The sequence below is a fragment of the Streptomyces sp. VNUA24 genome, assembly GCF_029167005.1.
GTDB lineage: Bacteria > Actinomycetota > Actinomycetes > Streptomycetales > Streptomycetaceae > Streptomyces > Streptomyces scabiei.
In genome coordinates this window covers 7,673,448-7,692,010 of the sequence record NZ_CP119143.1, presented here as the reverse complement: position 1 = coordinate 7,692,010, position 18,563 = coordinate 7,673,448, and the positions used below count along the sequence as shown (strand labels likewise).

At 74.3% G+C, this 18,563-nt stretch carries 13 protein-coding genes; 5 read left to right on the top strand and 8 right to left on the bottom strand.

Translation table 11 applies throughout. The features are described 5' to 3' along the window. Positions 1 to 173 precede the first annotated feature (173 nt). The 5 genes from PYR72_RS32960 to PYR72_RS32940 all read right to left on the bottom strand — a co-directional run bounded on the left by PYR72_RS32960 (position 174) and on the right by PYR72_RS32940 (position 7,070). A complete protein-coding gene (locus tag PYR72_RS32960) occupies positions 174 to 1,220 on the bottom strand; it encodes a ketoacyl-ACP synthase III family protein (protein ID WP_275458665.1) in 1,047 nt (348 codons plus the stop codon). A 28-nt stretch (positions 1,221 to 1,248) separates the two neighbouring features. Further along, the gene (locus PYR72_RS32955; protein ID WP_275458664.1) at positions 1,249 to 2,874 is read right to left on the bottom strand and encodes a phosphopantetheine-binding protein; all 1,626 of its coding nucleotides are present in this window, start codon (positions 2,872 to 2,874) and stop codon (positions 1,249 to 1,251) included. Beyond that, complete coding sequence (locus PYR72_RS32950) at positions 2,864 to 4,450, bottom strand: class I adenylate-forming enzyme family protein (RefSeq protein ID WP_275458663.1); 1,587 nt, start codon at positions 4,448 to 4,450, stop codon at positions 2,864 to 2,866. The genes PYR72_RS32955 and PYR72_RS32950 overlap by 11 nt, the downstream gene beginning before the upstream one ends. Beyond that, positions 4,447 to 5,511, bottom strand: a complete 1,065-nt coding sequence (locus PYR72_RS32945; RefSeq protein WP_275458662.1) for a ketoacyl-ACP synthase III family protein — start codon at positions 5,509 to 5,511, stop codon at positions 4,447 to 4,449. The genes PYR72_RS32950 and PYR72_RS32945 overlap by 4 nt, the downstream gene beginning before the upstream one ends. Before the next feature lie 311 nt (positions 5,512 to 5,822). Next, entirely contained in the window at positions 5,823 to 7,070 is a 1,248-nt protein-coding gene (locus PYR72_RS32940; protein ID WP_275458661.1) for an MFS transporter, read from the bottom strand. Positions 7,071 to 7,321: 251 nt separating this feature from the next. Between PYR72_RS32940 and PYR72_RS32935 the strand changes: the two genes are divergently transcribed. Continuing rightward, positions 7,322 to 8,914: an MFS transporter gene (locus tag PYR72_RS32935; RefSeq protein ID WP_275458660.1), complete on the top strand. Its 1,593-nt coding sequence runs from the start codon at positions 7,322 to 7,324 to the stop codon at positions 8,912 to 8,914. 1,032 nt (positions 8,915 to 9,946) lie between these two features. Here PYR72_RS32935 and PYR72_RS32930 read toward each other — a convergent pair. After that, a complete protein-coding gene (locus PYR72_RS32930) occupies positions 9,947 to 10,738 on the bottom strand; it encodes an alpha/beta fold hydrolase (RefSeq protein ID WP_275458659.1) in 792 nt (263 codons plus the stop codon). 145 nt (positions 10,739 to 10,883) lie between these two features. Beyond that, positions 10,884 to 11,720, bottom strand: a complete 837-nt coding sequence (locus PYR72_RS32925; RefSeq protein ID WP_275458658.1) for an AfsR/SARP family transcriptional regulator — start codon at positions 11,718 to 11,720, stop codon at positions 10,884 to 10,886. A 254-nt stretch (positions 11,721 to 11,974) separates the two neighbouring features. Between PYR72_RS32925 and PYR72_RS32920 the strand changes: the two genes are divergently transcribed. The 4 genes from PYR72_RS32920 to PYR72_RS32905 all read left to right on the top strand — a co-directional run bounded on the left by PYR72_RS32920 (position 11,975) and on the right by PYR72_RS32905 (position 17,806). Beyond that, positions 11,975 to 12,334, top strand: coding sequence for a TIGR04351 family putative TOMM peptide (locus PYR72_RS32920; protein WP_275458657.1), 360 nt, complete (start codon positions 11,975 to 11,977; stop codon positions 12,332 to 12,334). Beyond that, the gene (locus PYR72_RS32915) at positions 12,331 to 14,727 is read left to right on the top strand and encodes a TOMM precursor leader peptide-binding protein (protein WP_275458656.1); all 2,397 of its coding nucleotides are present in this window, start codon (positions 12,331 to 12,333) and stop codon (positions 14,725 to 14,727) included. The genes PYR72_RS32920 and PYR72_RS32915 overlap by 4 nt, the downstream gene beginning before the upstream one ends. A 61-nt stretch (positions 14,728 to 14,788) precedes the next feature. After that, positions 14,789 to 16,468: a SagB family peptide dehydrogenase gene (locus PYR72_RS32910; RefSeq protein WP_275458655.1), complete on the top strand. Its 1,680-nt coding sequence runs from the start codon at positions 14,789 to 14,791 to the stop codon at positions 16,466 to 16,468. A gap of 87 nt (positions 16,469 to 16,555) precedes the next feature. Then, the gene (locus tag PYR72_RS32905) at positions 16,556 to 17,806 is read left to right on the top strand and encodes a histidine kinase (protein WP_275458654.1); all 1,251 of its coding nucleotides are present in this window, start codon (positions 16,556 to 16,558) and stop codon (positions 17,804 to 17,806) included. A 77-nt stretch (positions 17,807 to 17,883) separates the two neighbouring features. Here PYR72_RS32905 and PYR72_RS32900 read toward each other — a convergent pair whose 3' ends face one another. Next, positions 17,884 to 18,489, bottom strand: a complete 606-nt coding sequence (locus tag PYR72_RS32900) for a response regulator transcription factor (protein WP_013003887.1) — start codon at positions 18,487 to 18,489, stop codon at positions 17,884 to 17,886. Positions 18,490 to 18,563 lie beyond the last annotated feature (74 nt).

Sequence of the window (18,563 nt, the reverse complement as noted above, 5' to 3'; positions counted from 1 at the left end):
GGTGTCGAGGCGTACGGCCGGATCGGCCGTGCCGGCCGTGGGGACCGGCCCGGCCGTACGTCACGAGCGATCGAACAACGCAGTATGCGGCGGGCCACTGGAGCGGCGCTGAAGCCGCAGGTGGCGGGCGGATCCTGCCCGCCCGCGCACCCGGTCACGCGTGGCACGGCCCGTCACCGTTCGTCGCTGCGGAAGGGCTCCCAGTCCGGTACGTCGAGGATCTCCAGGACGGCACAGGTACAGCTGAACCCGGAACCGCCGCCGACGAGCAGGACCCGGTCGCCCCGGCTCAACTCCCTTCGTTCCAGCAGGTCGTTGAGCCCGGCGATCTGGTCACCGGCGCCGAGGTGGCCCACTCGGCGGGCGAACTCCCAGGTGGAGCGCTCGACGGGGATGCCGAGCAGCTGAGGCAGCTGCCACTCCAGGCGGCTGCGCCCGCTGGCGAGCGCCACCACCCGGTCGACGTCCGTCCTCGCCATGCCGGCATCGGCCAGCACGGTGTCCACCACGTCGTTCACCACCGCCGCGACCCGCTCGGTGGCCTCCCGGACCCCGCCGTGGGCGCGCATGTAGTGCCCCACCCTGCCCAGCAGGTCCAGCGGTTCGCCCGAGGGCAGGGGGCGCAGCCCGGGGCCCCGCACCACGGCCTCCAGGGAGTTGTCGGCGCCGGTGGCCGTGGACACCAGCCGGGCGAAGCCGCCCCGCGCGGACAGCAGCAGCGCGGTGGCGCCGTCGCCGTACACGAAGCCGGGCTCGCTGCTCCACCGGCGCACCAGGGGCGCGCCGAACCGGTCCGCGGTGGTGACCATCGCGGCTCCGGTCGCCGGGCCGGCGGCGACCTGACGGGCCGCGATCTCCAGTGCGCCGAGACCGCCGTTGCACTCCTGTTCCAGACCGAGGGCGGGCACGCCCCGGCCGAGGGCGTGCCCGGCCACGTAGGAGGCCGCGGGCCACATCTCCACGCCCTGGAACCAGATGCCGCTGTGGATCAGCAGATCCACGTCGGCCGCGTCCGCCCCGGACCGCTTGAGCGCGGTCGTCGCGGCGTGGACGGCCATGACCGGAGGGGCCATGGACTCGTCGGCGACGGAGACGGACAGGATCTCGTCCGCCGCGCACTGTTCCGCGTCGTACGCGCCCGACTCCAGGGCGGACCGGGCGAGTTCGGGCTCGCCCAGCCACACCCCCGTCCCCGCCACGTACACACCTTCCCACTTCATGGGGGTCTCCTTCTCTGGTCGCTCGGGGTCAGGCCGAGCCGACGGACTGTTCCCGCAGGGCGGACACCACGCGCCACAGCGAGGCGGGGGTGGCGAAGGTGTCGGCCATCAGCTCGGAGTCCGGGACGGCGATGCCGTACGTCTCCTCCACCCGGACCAGGACCTCGACCATGGCGAGGGAGTCCAGGCCCGCCGCCTTGAGGCTGGTGTCGGGCTTCAGCTCGCCCTGGGCGGCGAGCCGGGGCAGGGCCTCCAGGAGCAGGGCCGCGTACGTCGGGTCCCAGGGCGCGGCCGGTTCGTCGGCCGTGCCGGCGGGCGCCGTTCCCGTGGTCGTCTGTGTCATGGCGGTGGTGTCCTCCGTACGGGATGCGGTGAGGGGGGAGACGGGGTGGCGCCGCAGGGTCAGGCGGCCGGCGGAGACGGTCTCGCCGCCGTCCACGACGAGTTCGGCGGGCGCCGGGTGGCCGAGGAAGCCGAGCAGGCTCGCGGACAGCCCGTAGGCGCCCACGTTGGGGAAGGCCAGCAGGTCGCCCGGGCGCAGCCCCGGCAGGTCGGCCGCGCGGGCCAGGATGTCCGCGGGCGTGCACAGCGGACCGGCGAGGGTGACGAAGGCGGGTTCCCGGTCGCCGGCCGCGTCCGTCGCCGGGCCGTGGCCCGACAGCGGCTGGGCGGACAGGGGCAGCAGCCGGCCCAGGCCCGACAGGCCGCCCAGGTGGTTGATGCCGGCGTCGAGGACCGCGTAGGTGTTGCCGCGGCTGTTCTTCACGTCGGTGACGGTGCTCACCAGCCGCCCGCTGTCGCCCACCAGATAGCGGCCGGACTCGAAGGCGACCACCGGTTCGCCGTCGCGCCAGCCCGGCAGGCTCTCGTCGAGCACGGCGGACAGTGCCGAGCGCAGCCCGGGGTAGGCGGGCCGTTCGCCGGGGGTGGCGTACGGGGCGGCGAAGCCTCCGCCGAGGTCCAGCAGGTGCAGCGGGATGCCGAGTTCGTCCCGGAGGCGGGCGGCGGTGCGCACGCTCTGGGCGAGTTCGGCGAGGAGGCCGTCCTCGTCCCTGGCGTTGGTGAGCGGGAAGAAGTGCATCCCGATGATCCGGACGCCCTTCACCAGGAGCCGGGCGCCGTGCTCGGTCAGATCGTCGAGGTCGAACCCGAACTGGGACGGGCCCCCGGTCATCCGCAGGCCGCCCTGGCCCGGGGCGCCGGCCGCGTTGATCCGCAGCACACAGTCCGCGGTGACGCCGTGGGCGTCGGCGGCGGCGCCGATCCGGTCCAGGTCGCCGAAGGACTCGGCGGAGAAGGTGCGCATCCCCGCCGCGATCGCCTCGTCCAGCTCGGCCGGGACCTTGCCGGGGCCGGAGTACATCAGTTCCGCCGCCGGATGGCCCGCTTCGAGGGCCGCGGCCAGTTCGCCGCGCGAGGTCACCTCGGCGCGGGCGCCGCCCCGGCGCAGTTCGGCGACGAGGTCGGGGTGCGAGTTGGCCTTCAGGGAGTAGTAGACGCGGGACGGCTGCGGCAGGGCCGCCCGCAGGTCCTCCAGGGCGGTGCGCACCCGGGCCAGGTCGTAGACGTACAGGGGGCTGCCGTACTGCTCGACGAGCCGGCGGACCGTCATGTCGTCGCCGGGGGGCCCGGTGCGGTCGCGGTCAGTGGACATAGGTGCCCTCCATGAGCTGCCGGCGCAGCTCCTTGCGGTCGGTCTTGCCGTTGGGGGTGAGGGGAAGGGCGGCCAGCACATGGCAGACGTCCGGCACCTTGGCGGCTTCGAGGCGGTCCCCGAGCCGGGCCAGCACCTGTTCCCCGTCGATGTCGGGGCTCTCGCCGACGACGAAGAGGACCATGTCGCGGTCGTCCTCCGGCACGAGCAGCGCCGCTTCCCGCACGCCGTCGATGTCGAGCACGGCGGCCTCGATCTCGACGGAACTCATGCGCGAGCCGCGCCGCTTGAACAGGTCGTCCCGGCGGCCCTGGAAGTAGACGTGCCCGTCCGCGTCGAGCCGGCCGTAGTCGCCGGTGTGCAGGGTGACCGGGCCGCCGTCCGCGCCCGGCCGGAACCGCAGGGCGGTCTGCTCGGGGGAACGCCAGTAGCCGGCCATCAGGTGCGGGCCGCGCACCACGATCTCGCCGGTCTCCCCCGTCGGGACGGGCCGTCCGTCGTCGTCGACGACGAGCACCTCGGTGCCGGGCAGCGCGGGCCCCACCGAGCCGGGGCGGGCCAGGTCGCCGTCGGGTTCGAGGATGGTGATCCGCTTGCACTCGGTGGTGCCGTACATGGGCGCCACCGACGCGCCGGGGAACGTCTCCCGGAGCGTGGCGATGAGCGGGGCGTTGAGGGCGGCGCCGGTGTTGGTGAACAGGCGGATCCGGGTGGGCCGCTGGTCGCGGGAGGCGAGTTTGACGAGCAGTTCGCCGAGCGACGGCACGAGGGGGACGACGGTCGCCCCGTGGTCCCGGGCGAAACCGAGCAGCCGGGCGTGGTCGGCGGGACCCGACAGCAGCAGTTCGGCACCGGCGAGCGCGCTGAGGAAGACCTGGTAGAGGCCGTAGTCGAAGGAGAGCGGGACGGCGGTGAGCACGATGTCGTCGGGGCGGTACTCCAGCCGTGCCGCGATGGCGCGGGCGGCGAACGCCACGGGTCCGTGCGGGCAGGCCACCCCCTTGGGCGCCGCGGTGCTGCCCGAGGTGTAGATGAGCAGGGCGAGCCGGTCGGCGGGCACCTCGGTCTGGGTACGGGCGGCCGGGTCGGCCGGACCGGACAGGTCCAGCTCGGAGACGACGGCGACCGGCACCCCGGCCGGCCAGACCAGGCCGTCGGCGCCGTCGCGCTCGGCGTCCTCGACGACGATCAGCGAGGGTTCGGAGTCGGCGAGCACCGACTGCAGGTGGAAGGCCCTCATGCCCGGGTTGATGGGCACCAGGACCGCGCCCTGCCGCCAGGTCCCGTACAGCAGGGCGGTGAACTCGCGGCTGCTGCCGACGCGGGCCAGCACCCGGTCGCCGGGCTTGACGCCCCGGCCGTCCAGGATCCGGGCGAAGGAGTCGGCGGCGGCGTCGAGTTCGGCGTAGGTCCACACGCCGTAGCGGTCCCGCACGGCGGGGGCGTCGGGGTAACGGGCGGCGGCGGCCGTCAGGAACACCTCGGCGGCGTTGTCGACCCGGGGGGCGGTCTCGGTGCCGACGGCGTCGTCGATCAGTGCCGTGCCGGGGAAGGATCCGATCACGGTCGCGGTCATCGCTGCTCCTCGGGGGTCTGAGGTTCGGCGGCCGGAGTCGTCCAGCCGGGGGTGCGGAGGATCTCCAGGACGGCGCAGCTGGCGGTTCCCGGACCCGCGGAGAGCATCAGCACCCGCTCGCCCGGACGCAGCGCCCCGGTCTCGGCGAGGTCGTTCAGCGCGGCGAACTGGTCACCGGCGCCGAGGTGCCCGGCGCGGCGGCCGAACTCCCAGGTGGTGCGCTCCTCCGGCACCCCCAGCAACTGCTCGGCCTGCCACTGCATCTTGCTGCGGCCGCCGGTCGGGATGACGGCGTGCGCCAGCTCCTCCCGCTTCGTCCCGGACTCCGTCAGGGCGTCGTCGACGGCGCCCTTGACCATGGCGACCAGCCGCTCGGTGGCCTCCCGGATGGTGCCGCCACGCGAGCGCAGATAGTGGGCGAAGCGGTCGGCGTGCTCGTACGGCTCCTGGGTGGGCAGCGGGGTGAGACCCGCGCCCCTGGCCAGCGCCTCCATCCGGTTGTCGGCGCGGGTCACGGTGGACAGCACCCGGGCGAAGCCGTCGCGGTTGGAGAGCACCAGGGCGGTGCCGCCGTCGGCGTAGACGAGGCCCTCCTCCGCGCTCCAGCGGTTGATCAGCGGCTCGGCGAAGCGGTCGGCGGTGGTGAGGACGGCCGCGGCCTCGTCCGGCTCGGTGGTCAGCTGCCGGGCGGCCAGCTCCAGCGAGCCGATGGCCGCGTTGCACTCCTGCTTCACCTCGAACGCCGGCACGTTCCAGTGGACGGCGTGGTCGGCGACGTACGACGCCACGGGCCACATGGTCTGGCCCTGGAACCAGACGTAGTTGTGCAGCAGCAGACGTACGGCCTCGGGGGCGAGACCGGACCGCTTGAGCGCGGTGGTGGCGGCCTGCACCGCCATGTCGGGTGGCGCGATGTCCTCACCGGCCACCCGGACGGACAGCAGACCGTCCGCCTCGAACTGCTCGGGGTCGTACTCACCCGCCTCCACGGCGGCGCGGGCGGAGAGCGGTTCGGGGAGCCAGGCCCCCGTCCCCGCCACGTAGACGCTTTCCCAGCGCATGGTTCTCCCATCGGTCGGTTGGCTCACCCGGGGGCGGCCGGGCGGCCGGGCCGCGCGGCCGGGGTCCCGGGATCCGCCCTGCGGGGATCGTCGGCCCTGACGCTTTGGCCCTGCTAAAGACGGGCGCGCGCGGGGAGGCACGTGCGGGGAGGCGCGTGCGGGCCCGGCGGGGACCGCGGCCGGGGGCCTCGCCCGTCGGGCGCCGGGCCGGCCCGTCTCGCCGGGTGGCGGACACGGGCATGCCCCGGCTGCCGTCCGGGCAGTCGGGGCACGGCCGCGCCGGGCGGCACGCCGGGGGAAGCGTGGCGCCGTCAGCCGACGGTGGTCGTCGTCGCCTCCGGACGCGGGACGCGCGCGGAGGAGTCGGCCGTGGGGTTCGGGGTGGCCAGGGAACGGGCGATCAGGAGGACGCCGAGGACGAGGAGGAGCGGCACGCACATCGCCGCGCGGTAGGAGACGGCCGCGCCGACGGCTCCGACCAGGGGCGGGCCGATCAGGAAGCCCACGTAGTTGAAGAGGTTGACGCGTGCCACGGCGGTGTCCTGCGCGCCCGGCAGCCGCTGCGCGCCGATCACGATGACCTGCGGGATGATCACGGACAGCCCCGCGCCGAGTACGGCGAAGCCGAGCGCGCCGGTCACGGGTTCGGGCGCGGCGGCGACCACGGCGAACCCCACGGCGGCGAGCAGGGCGCCCGCGCGCACCACGGCGACCGTCCCCCACCGCTGCACCCAGCCGTCGCCGAGGGCACGGCCCAGCAGGGTGGCCGCCATGTAGAGGCCGTACGGGACGGTCGCCATCGCCTCCGAACTGTGCAGGGTGTCCTCCAGGAACTTGGCGCTCCAGTTGGTCGCGGTGGAGTCGGCGACGACGGACACGGCCATGATCACGCAGAGGGGCAGCAACGGTTTCCAGGGGACGCCTCGCCGTCCGCCCGGCCCCGGGGAGGCCGCGCGGGCAGGGGTCGCGGCGCCGGTCGCCGCGTCCTGGCCGTCCGGCCGCGCGGTGAGGCGGGGGCCGGCCGCCATCGCCCACGGCAGCAGCAGGGCGACGGTTCCGGCGAAGAGGGTGAGCAGGGAGAAGTCCCAGTAGGCCCCGGCCCAGGCGAACAGGGCGCCGAGGATGCCGCCGAGGCTCGCGGCGCCGTGGAAACCGAGCATGATGCTGCGCCCGTGGCCGCGCTGGATCGCCACGCCCGTCATGTTCAAGCCCGCCTCCATGGCGCCCACCAGCAGTCCGAAGACCGCCAGACAGGCCGCCAGCTGCCAGACCTGGTCGCCCGCCCCCACGCCGGTCAGCGCCAGGCAGATGACCGGCTGGACGATCCGGACCACGACGGGCGCGGGAACCCGGCGCACCACGCGCGAGACGGTGACGCTGCCGACGCCGGCGAGGATCGGTACGGCGGCGAGGAACAGCGGGAGTTCGGCGTCGCTGAGGTCGTACCGGTCCTGGATCGCCGGGATGCGGGTGACCAGCAGGGCGAAGACCACACCGTGCACGAGAAAGATCAGCAGTAGTGCGGAGCGGGCCCGCCGCAGCCGTACCGGGATCTCCATGGCACCTCCTTCGGTGATCGCCGCCGCTCACCCGAGGACGGCACCGGCCGGACCGTAGGGAGCGGCGCTGAAGCGCCGCTAGAGCGGAGGGCGGGACGGGTGTGCGGCGGGCGCCGGTCGTGGCGGTGGGCCGTGGCGACGGGTCGCGGTGGTACGGCCGTCAGGGTGCGGCCGCGCCGCAAGTGGCCCTTCAGCGGGTCCGGCGAGGGTGACGGCGACCCCTGTGCCCACGCCCGACGGAGGACCGACCCATGACCGGCACCGAGCCCGGCCCCGAGACCGCGGATCCCCGCCGCTGGTGGATCCTCGGTGTGCTCTCCCTCGCCCTGTTCGCGATCGTGCTCAACAACGGCCTGCTCAACGTGGCCATCCCGCAGATGATGCGGAGCCTGGACGCCGACACCGGCCAGATCCAGTTCATCGTCGACGGCTACGCCCTCGCCCTCGCCGGAGCGCTGCTGACCGCCGGAACGCTCTCCGACCGGTACGGCCACAAGCGCGCGACCCTGTTCGGGACCGTCGTCTTCGGCGTCGGTTCGGTGGTCGGGATGACGGCGGCGGGGACCGGCCAGCTGATCGGGGCGCGGGTGCTGATGGGACTGGGTGCGGCGTGCATCATGCCCGGCACGCTGGCCGTCCTGGTCCATGTCTTCCCGCCGGCCGAGCGGGCCCGCGCGATCGGGATCTGGAGCGGCTGCTCCGCGCTCGGGGTCGCGGCCGGCCCGGTGGTCGGCGGCGCCCTGGTCAGCCACTTCTGGTGGGGGTCGATCTTCCTGGTGAACCTGCTGCCGGTGGCCGTGGTGGTGGTCGCCGGAGCGCTGCTGCTGCCGGAGTCCGCCGATCCCTCGCCCCGCCGCCCCGACCCGCTCGGCGCGCTGCTCGGCACGGGCGTCATGGTGGGGCTGGTCTTCGGGACGATCCAGGCGTCGAAGCACGGCTGGTCCTCCGCGGGGCCGGTCACCGGCTTCACGGTGGCCGCCGTCGCGGGTGTCTGCTTCGTGCTGTGGGAGCGTCGGCACCCGTTCCCCATGGTGGACTTCGCCCTGCTGCGCCGGGCACCGTTCATCGGGGCGAGCGTGAGCATCCTGCTGCTGATGTTCGGGCTGGCGGGCACGCTCTTCGTCCTCACCCAGAGGCTGCAGTTCGCCCTCGGCTACGGGGCCCTGCAGGCCGGTCTCGCGGTGATGCCCGTGGCGTTCGCCGTCCTGCTCGGCACGGTGGTGTGCCCCGCGGTGGTCCGCCGGGTCGGGCCCGGCGGGAGCGTGGCCGTGGGCCTGGCGGTCGGGGCGGCGGGGGTGCTGGTCCTCGGCCGGGTCGGCGAGGGCTATCCCCCGGTGCTGGCCGGGCTGGTCCTGGCGGGGATCGGCTTCGGCCTCGCCATGGGGCCCACCACGGACGTGGTCATGTCGCTGGTGCCGCCGGAGCGGTCGGGGGCGACCGGTTCGCTGGACATGACGATGCAGGAGTTCGGCAACGCGCTGGGCGTCGCCGTCGTCGGCAGCGTGCTGGCCCACAGTTATACGAGCGAGATGACCCGGTCCGGTCAGCCGGAGGCGACCAGGCGGACGCTGGAGAGCGCCCTGAGCCTCGCCGACCGCACCGGCGGCGACGCCGGCCACGCCCTCGCCACGACCGCGCGGACGGCCTTCGACCACGCCGCGGGGGTCGGACTGACCGTGGCGGCGGCGGTCGTGGCGGGCGGCGCGGTGGTGGCGGCCCTGCTGATGCCCGGCCGCACGGGGGCGCGCGGCGCGTCCGTCCCGGCGGGCGCGCACTCCGGGAGCACCGAGGTCTCGGCCGCCCCCGCACCGGAGGTTCCGGCCGCGCAGGCGCCCGCCCGCTGAACGGCCCCGGCGGCGGGCGGCCTCGACGGCGGGGCAGCGGGCAGCGGGGGAAACCGGAGAGCCGAGGAACCCGCTCACGGACCGCGCGAGCCGGGCCCCGCGCTTTCAGGAGGCAGGGTCGGCCACCGTCCGGTCCGGTTCGCACCGGGCGCCGGGTCCACGGCAGGACGTCCTGGATCCGGCGGGCCGGCCGCAGGAGGGCGGGGTGGCCCTCACTCGGCCGCCACGGGAGAGGTACGCGCACCGCGTCCCTCGGCACCGGCACCGGCACCGGCACCGGCACGAACCGACGCAGCAGGTCGGAGACCGGTCAGGGACCGCGGCGGGCCCGGCTCGACACCGGCGGTGCCGCAGCACTGCGGCGTCCACGAGACGGCGGCCGCGTGACGGGGACGCGGGACATGGACGCGTCCGGGAGCGCCGACCGAGGTGCCGCGTCCGGCGCGCCACCGGCGAGGACGCTGTTCACGGGAGCCGCAGGACGCTGATGCCGACGACCTCCTGGACCTGCGCGGCCCGCCGCGTCCGGCCGGCCGGCCACCGGAGGAGGAGGCGCGCCGGGACGAGCACCGGAGACGGACCGGTCGGGGGCCGACGGGAGCGTCGCGGCACGCCCGGGAGAGCGCGGGCCGCAGCCTCACGCCCCGGGCACGCCGTTGCGCCGACACGACGCTCGTGTCGGCGCAACTGCCGTCTCCCGGCGGGTCACCGGACCCGGTCCGAGCGCGCTGCGGCGGCCGGAGCCCGCGTCCCGGAAGCGGGTGGTCAGTCGGTCGAGGCTCCCACCAGGTCCATGCCGAGCAGGTCGGCGAAGAGGACGCGCGCCGGGACGAGCACCGGAGACGGACCGGTCGGGGGCCGACGGGAGCGTCGCGGCACGCCCGGGAGAGCGCGGGCCGCAGCCTCACGCCCCGGGCACGCCGTTGCGCCGACACGACGCTCGTGTCGGCGCAACTGCCGTCTCCCGGCGGGTCACCGGACCCGGTCCGAGCGCGCTGCGGCGGCCGGAGCCCGCGTCCCGGAAGCGGGTGGTCAGTCGGTCGAGGCTCCCACCAGGTCCATGCCGAGCAGGTCGGCGAAGTCGGTGTAGCGGCTCAGCGCCTCGGAGAGCCGGTCGAGGAAGGCGCTCTCCTGCTCCCTGATGTAGAAGTGGCCGCCCGGCACCACGACGGTCTCGCTGTCCTCGGTGGAGTACAGCGACCACTCCCGCACCTCGGGGACCGTCACCAGACGGTCTTCGGCCCCGGCGAAGGTGTGCAGGGGAACCGGCAGCGGGGTGCGGTCCACGCTCCCGGCGCCCTCGCAGAGCATCAGATCGCCCCGGACGACCGGCAGCAGCGCCGCCAGCCACTCGGGCCGGTCCAGCAGCACCCGGGGCAGACCTCCCAGCGCGGCCAGCCCGCGCATGAGTTCCGCGTCGTCCGCCACATAGCCGTGGGTGAGGGGCGGGGCCGGCAGGTGGGGGGCGCGGTGGGCTCCGAGGAGGAGAGCGAGGGGGAGCCGTTCGCCGCGGGCGCGCCGGTGCTGGGCCAGGGCGAAGGCGATGAGCGCGCCCATGCTGTGCCCGAACAGCACGTGCGGGTGGTCGAGTTCCTCGCCCAGCTCCCGGTCCAGGTCCGCCACGAGCGCGGGGAGATCGGTGAAGCGGGGCTCCGTCATCCGGCCCTCACGGCCCGGCAGCTGCACCGGCAGTACCTCGATGCCGGTCCCCAGCCAGCGCTGCCACCCGGCGTAGGCGGAGGCGCCTCCACCCGCGTAGGGGAAACAGAACATGCGCAGGCGACCGTCGTGGCGTGGACCACCGCGTCTCAGATATCGCGTCATCGTGACCGGAACTCCTCTCGTTGCGCGGTGGCCACCAGGTGGCCAGTACCCGCCGTGCCCCCAGCGTCGGGAGCGGCGCTTAAGGGCCGCCAAACGCCCCGGGCGAAGAGAGGAACGTCCCTGGTCGGTGCCGGGGAGGCCGGGATCAGACCGAGGCGGGCGTGAGCGGCACGGCCCGCGGTCCGGCGCCGCCGGGCACGGCCGGATCCGGTGACTCCAGGGCGGGGTCGGCCCGCAGGATCGCCTGGTGCAGCCGCTGCAGCCGGGTCGACGGCTCCAGCGCGAGCTCCCGGATCAGACACTGGCGCAGCCGCTGGTAGATGCCGAGGGCGTGGGAGGGCCGGCCCGAGCGGTACAGCGCGAGCATCAGCTGCGCGTGCACGGTCTCGTGCAGCGGGTGCTGCGCGGCCAGCGCCGTCAGCTCACCGAGCAGCGCGGCGTGCCGGCCGAGCCGCATGTCGGCCTCGATCCTGGCGTCCAGGGCGCCCAGTCTGGTCTCCTCCAGCCGTACGGTCTCGACCTCCAGCGCCCGGCCGATCTGCACGTCGGCCAGGGCGGGCCCGCGCCACAGCGCCAGTGCCTGGTGCAGCAGCGCGGACGCCTCCCGGGCGGCGCCCTCGCGCAGCGCCGTCTGCCCGGCCACGGACAGCCGCTGGAACTGCGTGGCGTCGTCGGGCCCGGCCACGTCCAGCGCGTAGCCGCCGTAGCGCGTGCACAGGATGTCCTTCGGCCCGCGTACCGCGGACGGGCCCAGCACCGTGCCCAGCCTGCGGCGCAGTTGCCGTATATAGGTCTGGAGGGTGGCGGGCGCGGTGCGCGGCGGGGCGTCCCCCCACAGTTCGTCGAGCAGCGTGGACACGGTCACGACCTGGCCGGCGTGCAGGGCCAGCAGGGCGAGCACCTGGCGGGGCTTGGCCGCGCTGGGCACTACGGACGTGTGATCGAGCTGGGCGACGAGCGGCCCCAGGACCCGGATCTCCATGTGTGGACTCCCTCCAGCCAAACCGCTCGGCTTGCGTTTCGGAGCTCTCCACAGTGGCACGGAGCCGCGCGCGGCCCCAGTGATCGCTTCATCGCCCGCGCGTGAATTACCGAGGAGGCGACCCATGACGAATTCACACCTGAGGCATGAACGGAACACTGTCGGTGACGACCCCGGTCCCCGAAGAATCCTGTCGTGCCGGTCCGACCACGGCGATGTCCGATCCATCACACACAGGTTCTACGGAGGGCAACGTGCACGAAGGCGTTATTTCCACTCTCGACGGTGCGTGCGGCACGGACGTGGCCGTGGGCCTCGACCCGACCCCCGGCCAGGAACTGCGGTTCATGGAGCTGGTCGCACAGGCGTGGCTGGAGCCGGAGCTTTCGCGCCGCTACCAGGTGGACGCCCGTTCGGTGCTCGACGAGTTCGGCGTCACGCTGGCCCAGGGCCAGCAGCCGCCGTCGCTGCCGGAGAACCCGGTGGGCGAGCTGACCATCGAGGAGCTGTCACGGCCGGGGACCGCCCACGCGTTCCTCTGCTTCTGCCTCTCGCCCGCCCCGGAGCACCGGTACACGGACGCGCCGGACGGCAACCGGGCGGTCGCGCGGTGACCGCCGTCTTCGGCGAGCGTCCCGCGCGGGTACCGAGAGCGCACGACCGCCGGCTCGTGGGGTTCCGCAGCCATCTCAGGGCGGAGGTCGTCGCCGACGACGCGGCCTACCTCCTGTCCGACCGGGGGGTGACCGCTCTGCAGGGCGATCACATCGAGGCCCTGGTGCCGCTGCTGGACGGCACCCGGGACCTGCCGTCCGTGCTGCGGGACGCGGCCCCCGCGATCCCGCCCGAGCGGGTGGGGCGGCTGATCGGGAGGCTCGCCCAGGCCGGCCTCGTGGGGTACGCGACACCGGCCCCGGCCGGCGGCGGCTGCGACGACCCGACGAGGCCCGCCCGCGCGTACTGGGAGCTGGCCGGGCTGGACGGCACGGCGGCGCTGCGGCAGGTGGCCGCCGCACCGCTGGAGATCCTGACGGTGGGCGGCGCGAGCGCCGAGGGAGTGGCCGAGGCGTGCCGGGCCGCGGGACTGGCGGTGTCCACGGACGGCTTCCACCGCGGACACGCCCACGGGGCGCACCGCGCGCCCGGGGAGGACGCGACCGGGCTGTCCCTGGTCGTCTGCGACGACTACCTCGATCCCGAGCTGCGGGAGATCGACGCGCTGCACCGGATCACGGGACGGCCCTGGCTGCTGGCCCGGCCCGGCGCCTCGACGGCGTGGGTCGGGCCGGTGTTCCAGCCGGGTGCCGGGCCCTGCTGGTCGTGCCTGGCGCACCGGCTGCGCGGCCACCGGCTGTGCGAGGCCCCGGTGCGCCGGGCGCTCGGCCTGACCGGGCCGGTCCCGCGGCCCGCCGCCCAGGTGCCGCCGACGGCCGCCGCGGCGGCGCAGCTCACCGCGCTGGAGACGGCGAAGTGGCTGGCCGGCTACCGCTATCCGGGCCAGTCGGCGGTCCTGACGCTGGACACCCTCACCCTGACGACCCGTCATCACGAGCTGCGGCGCCGCCCGCAGTGCCCGGACTGCGGCGACCCCGGCCTCGTCGCGCGGCAGGTCCTGCAGCCGGTGACGATCGCCTCCCGGCCGAAGGCGCCGCACGCCTCGGGGGGACACCGGGCGTGCTCCCCCGAAGAGGTCCGTGACCGGTACCGGCATCTGGTCAGCCCGGTGACCGGGGTGATCGAGGAGATCCGCCGGGACCCCCGGGCGCCGGCCGGTACGCACTGCTACCTGGCGGGCCGCAACGCCGCGCTGGGCGGCTCCGACCTGGCACGGCTGCGGGCCGGTCTGCGGCAGCTCAGCGGCGGCAAGGGTGCCACGGCGCTGGACGCCGAGGTGAGCGCGATGTGCGAGGCGCTGGAGCGGTACAGCGGCACCCTCCAGGGGGACGAGCCGCGGACCAGGGACAGCCTGCGTGGTCTGGGGGACGCGGCCGTCTCCCCGGACGCCTGCCAGCTGTTCGCCCCCCGGCAGTTCCGCGACCGGGAGCGGTGGAACGCCCTGCACGGCGCGTTCCAGTACGTCCCCGAACCCTTCGACGACCGGGCGCCGGTCGACTGGACGCCGGTGTGGTCGCTCACCGAGCGACGGCAGCGGCTGCTGCCGACCGGCATGCTGTACTTCCCGGGTTCGCTCGACGGGTCGCCCCCGCCGGTGGCCGGCCGGCGCTCGCTGCGCGCCGACTCCAACGGCAACGCCGCCGGCAGCAGCCCGGAGGACGCGATCCTGCACGGTTTCCTGGAACTCGTCGAGCGGGACGCCGTGGCCCTGTGGTGGTACAACCGCACCCGTCAGCCCGGCGTACGGCTGGACGGCGCGGGCGGTTTCGGCGACGGCTGGACCGAGGAACTGCTCGACGCCTACCGGCACCTGAACCGTGAGGTGTGGGTGCTGGACCTGACCGCCGACCTCGGCGTCCCGGTGTTCGCGGCCCTCTCGCGGCGCACCGACAAACCGGCCGAGGACATCATGTTCGGGTTCGGCGCGCACTTCGATCCGGCCGTCGCGCTGCGCCGGGCCCTGACGGAGATGAGCCAGCTGCTGCCCGCGGTGACCGGCGCCCGGCCCGACGGCACGGGGTACGGCACCACCGACCCCGGACCGCTCGGCTGGTGGTGGGGGGCGACCGTCGCCACCCAGCCCCATCTGCTGCCCGATCCCTCGCAACCGGCGCGCGGACCGGCCGACTTCGGCTTCCGCAGCCGTCCGGACCTGCGGGACGACGTCGAGGCGGTCGTGGAGCTGCTGCGCGGGCACGGCATGGATCTGCTGGTGCTCGACCAGACCAGGCCCGACATCGGGATTCCGGTCATGAAGGTCGTCGTGCCGGGCCTGCGCCACTTCTGGGCCCGGTTCGCGCCGGGCCGGCTGTTCGACGTACCGGTACGGCTGGGCCGGCTGGCCGCGCCCACCCCGTACGAGGACCTCAATCCCGTCCCGTTGTTCGTCTGATCGTCTGATCGTTCGTTTGGAACGGCGCCCCACCGCCGTTCCCGTCCTCCAGGAGCCCTCGATGCCCGCCGAAAGGCCGTTCAGCACAGCCGCGACGACGCGGAGCGACCGTCGCTGTGTCGACCTGTGGTCGCTCCGCGAGGACGTCCTGGTGGACGCGGGCGATCCGGCCGGTCCCGTGGTGCTGTCCGGGCGCTGGGGGGAAACCCGGCTGCACCGGGCGGGCCCGCTGGTCCGCGAGGCCCTGCGGCGGATGAGTCTCGGACCGATCTCACTGGCCAACGTGGTCGCCGAGCTGACGGCCGAAAGCTCCGTGCGCCCCTCCTCCCCCGGGGGGCGCACGGCCACCGCCGCGGACGAGCAGGCCGAGATACTGATGCTGCTGCACCGGCTGCGGCACCTGGTGGTGCGTTCGCTGACGCTGGAGGACGCCGAACAGCCGCTGCTGTCGGTGGTCCCGATCGTGCAGTCGGCGCGCTACCGCCCGGGCACCTTCGACCGGAGCCGTGCGGTGCGCCTGTCCCGTTTCGCGTTCCTGCGCAGCGAGGGCGAGGGCTTCGTCCTGGAGAGCCCCGTGTCGCTGTACCGGGTCGTGGTGCACGGTCCGGAGGCGGCCTGGGTGATCGGCATGCTCGGTCGCGCGCACACCCTCGACGAGATCGTGGCGGCCGTCCCCCTCACCACTCCGGTCGTCGCGGAGATCGTCGCCCATCTGCTGGGGACCGGCATGGTCCTGGCCGCGGAACCCGGATCCGCCGAACCCGGATCCGCCGAACTCGAATCCGACGAACCCCGGCCCGCCGAAAGGGAGTCCGCCGTCCGGGCCCTGCCGTCCCGGACGGGCGCGGACGACGGCGGCCGCGGCGCCGACTCGGTTCCGGTGTTCGCGGAGGACACGGACCCGGCCCTGCTGTCCTGGGGCGCGGTCGACCTGCTGTTCCACAGCCGCTCCACCCTCGGCAGGCACGACGCGGACTTCGGTGCCACCTACCCGCTCGCCGGGCGCCTGCCCCCCGCCCCGGCCGTCAAGCCGCTCCCCGACGGCCCGCGCCTGCTCCTCCCCCGGCCCTCCCTGAGCGAGGTGACGGCCGCGGACGCGCCGCTCACCACCGTGGTGGAGGAGCGCCGCAGCATCCGGTCGTACGGCTCGGAGCCGCTCACCGCCGCCGTCCTGGGCGAGTTCCTGTACCGGGCGCTGCGGGTGCGCGGGCTGCCCGAGCGGCACGGCGAGGGGCGGCACGAGGAGGAGTACAGCGACCGCCCGTACCCCAGCGGCGGCCGCGCCTACGAGCTCGAGTTCTACCTCACCGTCCGGGACTGCGCCGGGATCCCCCCGGGCACCCACTACTACGCGCCGCTGGAGCACTGCCTGGTGCGCGTCGGCGACGAGGGCCCGGACGCGGCGACGGCGGAACTGCTCGCGGAGGCGCAGATCTCCGCCGGGCTGGACACACCGCCCGCCGTGGTCATCACCATCACCTCACGCATCCACCGGCTGTCGTGGAAGTACAGCGGCCTCCCCTACTCGCTGACGCTGAAGCACGTCGGCGCGGTGATCCAGAACCTGTATCTGATCGGGACCGCGATGGGCCTGGCCTCCTGCGCCCTCGGCAGCGGCGACATCGAGCTGGCCGCCCGCACCACGGGCACCGACTGGCTGACCGAGCCGAGCGTCGGCGGCTTCGCCCTCGGCGTCGCCCCGGAGGCCGTCACCAACCATCCTTGTAAAGCGCACAGTTGATCCATGAGTCCTACATTTATTACTTAAAGTTCAAAGAACCCGCATAGACTGATCGCTCCTTGATCCCGTTCAGTGTGAGGGGTTTTCATGGAGGCAGCCGCGCCGGACGCGGAGACAGACGCCGGCATTTCCTTAGAGGACACCGCCGACGGCGGTGTAGGCGGCAACCCCCCTCTCTCGGCGGCGGTGCGGTTCCTGGGGCTGAGCGCCCCGCCGCCCCGGCTCGCCCGGAGTGTCGTACTGATCGTCGAGTGCGGGTTCGTCCTGACCGGCTTTCTGAACATCGCGGACGCGGGACCGGGGCCGCTCACCCTGGTGTTCTCGGCCCTGGGCTTCAGCCTGGTCTTCCTGCTCCAACTGGTGCACACCGCACAGCGGTTCCGGCGCTTCAGGGCCCGCTGGTATCGGTGGACGCTCACGGCACAGGCCCTGATGACCTATCTGCCGCTCGCCGTCCTGGGGTTCGGCTGGGGCGGCATGGCGGGCTTCCTGGGCGCCTCGCTGCTGCTCGTGCTCCGGCCGTCGGTGGCCTGGCCGCTCTTCGGGCTGGTCGCCGTGGCGGCCGCCGCGACGGGGCCGCTGCTGGGGATGAACCTCGTCGGCTCGGTGTACATCACCGTCTCCACCGTGCTGACCGGACTGATCGTGTACGGCCTCAACCGGCTCGCCCAGCTGGTGGTCGAGGTGCACGCGGCCCAGACCGAACTCGCCCGGCTGGCCGTCACCCAGGAGCGGCTCCGTTTCGCGCGGGACCTGCACGACCTGCTCGGCTTCAGCCTGTCCGCCGTGACCCTCAAGAGCGAACTGGCCTGCCGTCTGGTGCCCGCGGCCCCCGACCGGGCCCTGGAGGAGCTCAGGAGCATCCTGGAGATCTCCCGGCAGGCCCTCTCCGACGTCCGCACGGTCGCCCGCGGCTACCGGGACATGTCTCTGACCAGCGAGGCGGTGTCGGCACAGGCGGTCCTGGCGGCCGCGGGCATCCAGGCGGAGGTGCGGTGCCGCGCGGACCTCCCCGAGGGGGAGGTGAGCACCATCATGGCCACCGTGCTCCGGGAGGCCATCACCAACCTGCTGCGCCACAGCAAGGCGGAGCACTGCCGGATCGACTGCCGCAGGACGTCGGGCGAGCTGGTGCTCACCATCGCCAACGACGGGGTGCAGAAGACCGCGACGGGCTTCCGGGACCCCTCGTCGGGGGCGGACGGCAGCGGCCTCGGCAACCTGCAGTTCCGGCTGGCGTCGATCGGCGGCCGGCTGACGTCCGGGCTGGACGAGGAGGGGTGGTTCGTCCTGCGGGCCACCGCCCCGCTGAACCGGCCCGCCCGTAGAACCGGTTGAGCGGGAACGGTTCTGCGGGCGGCGGGACGGGCGAGGGCCGGACGAGTGGTCGGACCACTCGCCCGGCCCTCGTCGTCTCACAGCCAGCCGCTCTCCCTGGCCACCCGGATCGCGTCGACGCGGTTGCGCGCGTTGAGCTTGGTGACCACGGTCGTCAGGTAGTTGCGCACGGTCCCCACCGAGAGGAACAGCCGGCTCGCGATGTCCGCCGCCTCCGCCCCGTCGGCGGCCATCCGCAGCACCTCGGTCTCACGGGGCGTCAGCGGGTTCTCCCCGTTGTCGAAGGCCGCGAGGGCCAGTTGGGGGTCGATCACCCGCTTCCCCGCCGCGACGTCCCGCACCGCGCCGGCCAGCCGGTCCGGGGGAGCGTCCTTGAGGAGGAAACCGCCCACCTGGGCCGCGAGCGCCTTGCGGAGGGTGCCCGGGCGGCCGAGGCTGGTCAGGATCAACGTACGGCACGAGGGGAGCTGTTGGGCCAGCTGGGCCGCCGCGCTCAGTCCGTCGAGACCCGGCAGGTCGACGTCGATGACGGCGACATCGGGCACACACTCCAGGGCCGTGGGGAGGATGCGGTCCCCCCGCTCGACCTCGGCCACCACCGTCAGGTCATCCTCCAGGGTCAGCAGGGCGACCAACGCCCCCCGGACCATGTGCATGTCCTCGGCGAGCAGGATCCGGATCACTGTGCTCCCCCCGTCGGGCCGCGACGATCAGGACGGCCCGTTCGACGAGGACACTACTTGACAGAGAGTGGGCG

Excerpts from the sequence above, each read along its gene's own strand:
- PYR72_RS32910 (WP_275458655.1), top strand. The coding sequence starts at position 14,789 with ATGCCCGCCGAAAGGCCGTTCAGCACAGCCGCGACGACGCGGAGCGAC.
- PYR72_RS32950 (WP_275458663.1), bottom strand. The coding sequence starts at position 4,450 with ATGACCGCGACCGTGATCGGATCCTTCCCCGGCACGGCACTGATCGAC.
- PYR72_RS32945 (WP_275458662.1), bottom strand. The coding sequence starts at position 5,511 with ATGCGCTGGGAAAGCGTCTACGTGGCGGGGACGGGGGCCTGGCTCCCC.
- PYR72_RS32960 (WP_275458665.1), bottom strand. The coding sequence starts at position 1,220 with ATGAAGTGGGAAGGTGTGTACGTGGCGGGGACGGGGGTGTGGCTGGGC.
- PYR72_RS32935 (WP_275458660.1), top strand. The coding sequence starts at position 7,322 with ATGACCGGCACCGAGCCCGGCCCCGAGACCGCGGATCCCCGCCGCTGG.
- PYR72_RS32940 (WP_275458661.1), bottom strand. The coding sequence starts at position 7,070 with ATGGAGATCCCGGTACGGCTGCGGCGGGCCCGCTCCGCACTACTGCTG.
- PYR72_RS32905 (WP_275458654.1), top strand. The coding sequence starts at position 16,556 with ATGGAGGCAGCCGCGCCGGACGCGGAGACAGACGCCGGCATTTCCTTA.
- PYR72_RS32930 (WP_275458659.1), bottom strand. The coding sequence starts at position 10,738 with ATGACGCGATATCTGAGACGCGGTGGTCCACGCCACGACGGTCGCCTG.
- PYR72_RS32955 (WP_275458664.1), bottom strand. The coding sequence starts at position 2,874 with ATGTCCACTGACCGCGACCGCACCGGGCCCCCCGGCGACGACATGACG.
- PYR72_RS32925 (WP_275458658.1), bottom strand. The coding sequence starts at position 11,720 with ATGGAGATCCGGGTCCTGGGGCCGCTCGTCGCCCAGCTCGATCACACG.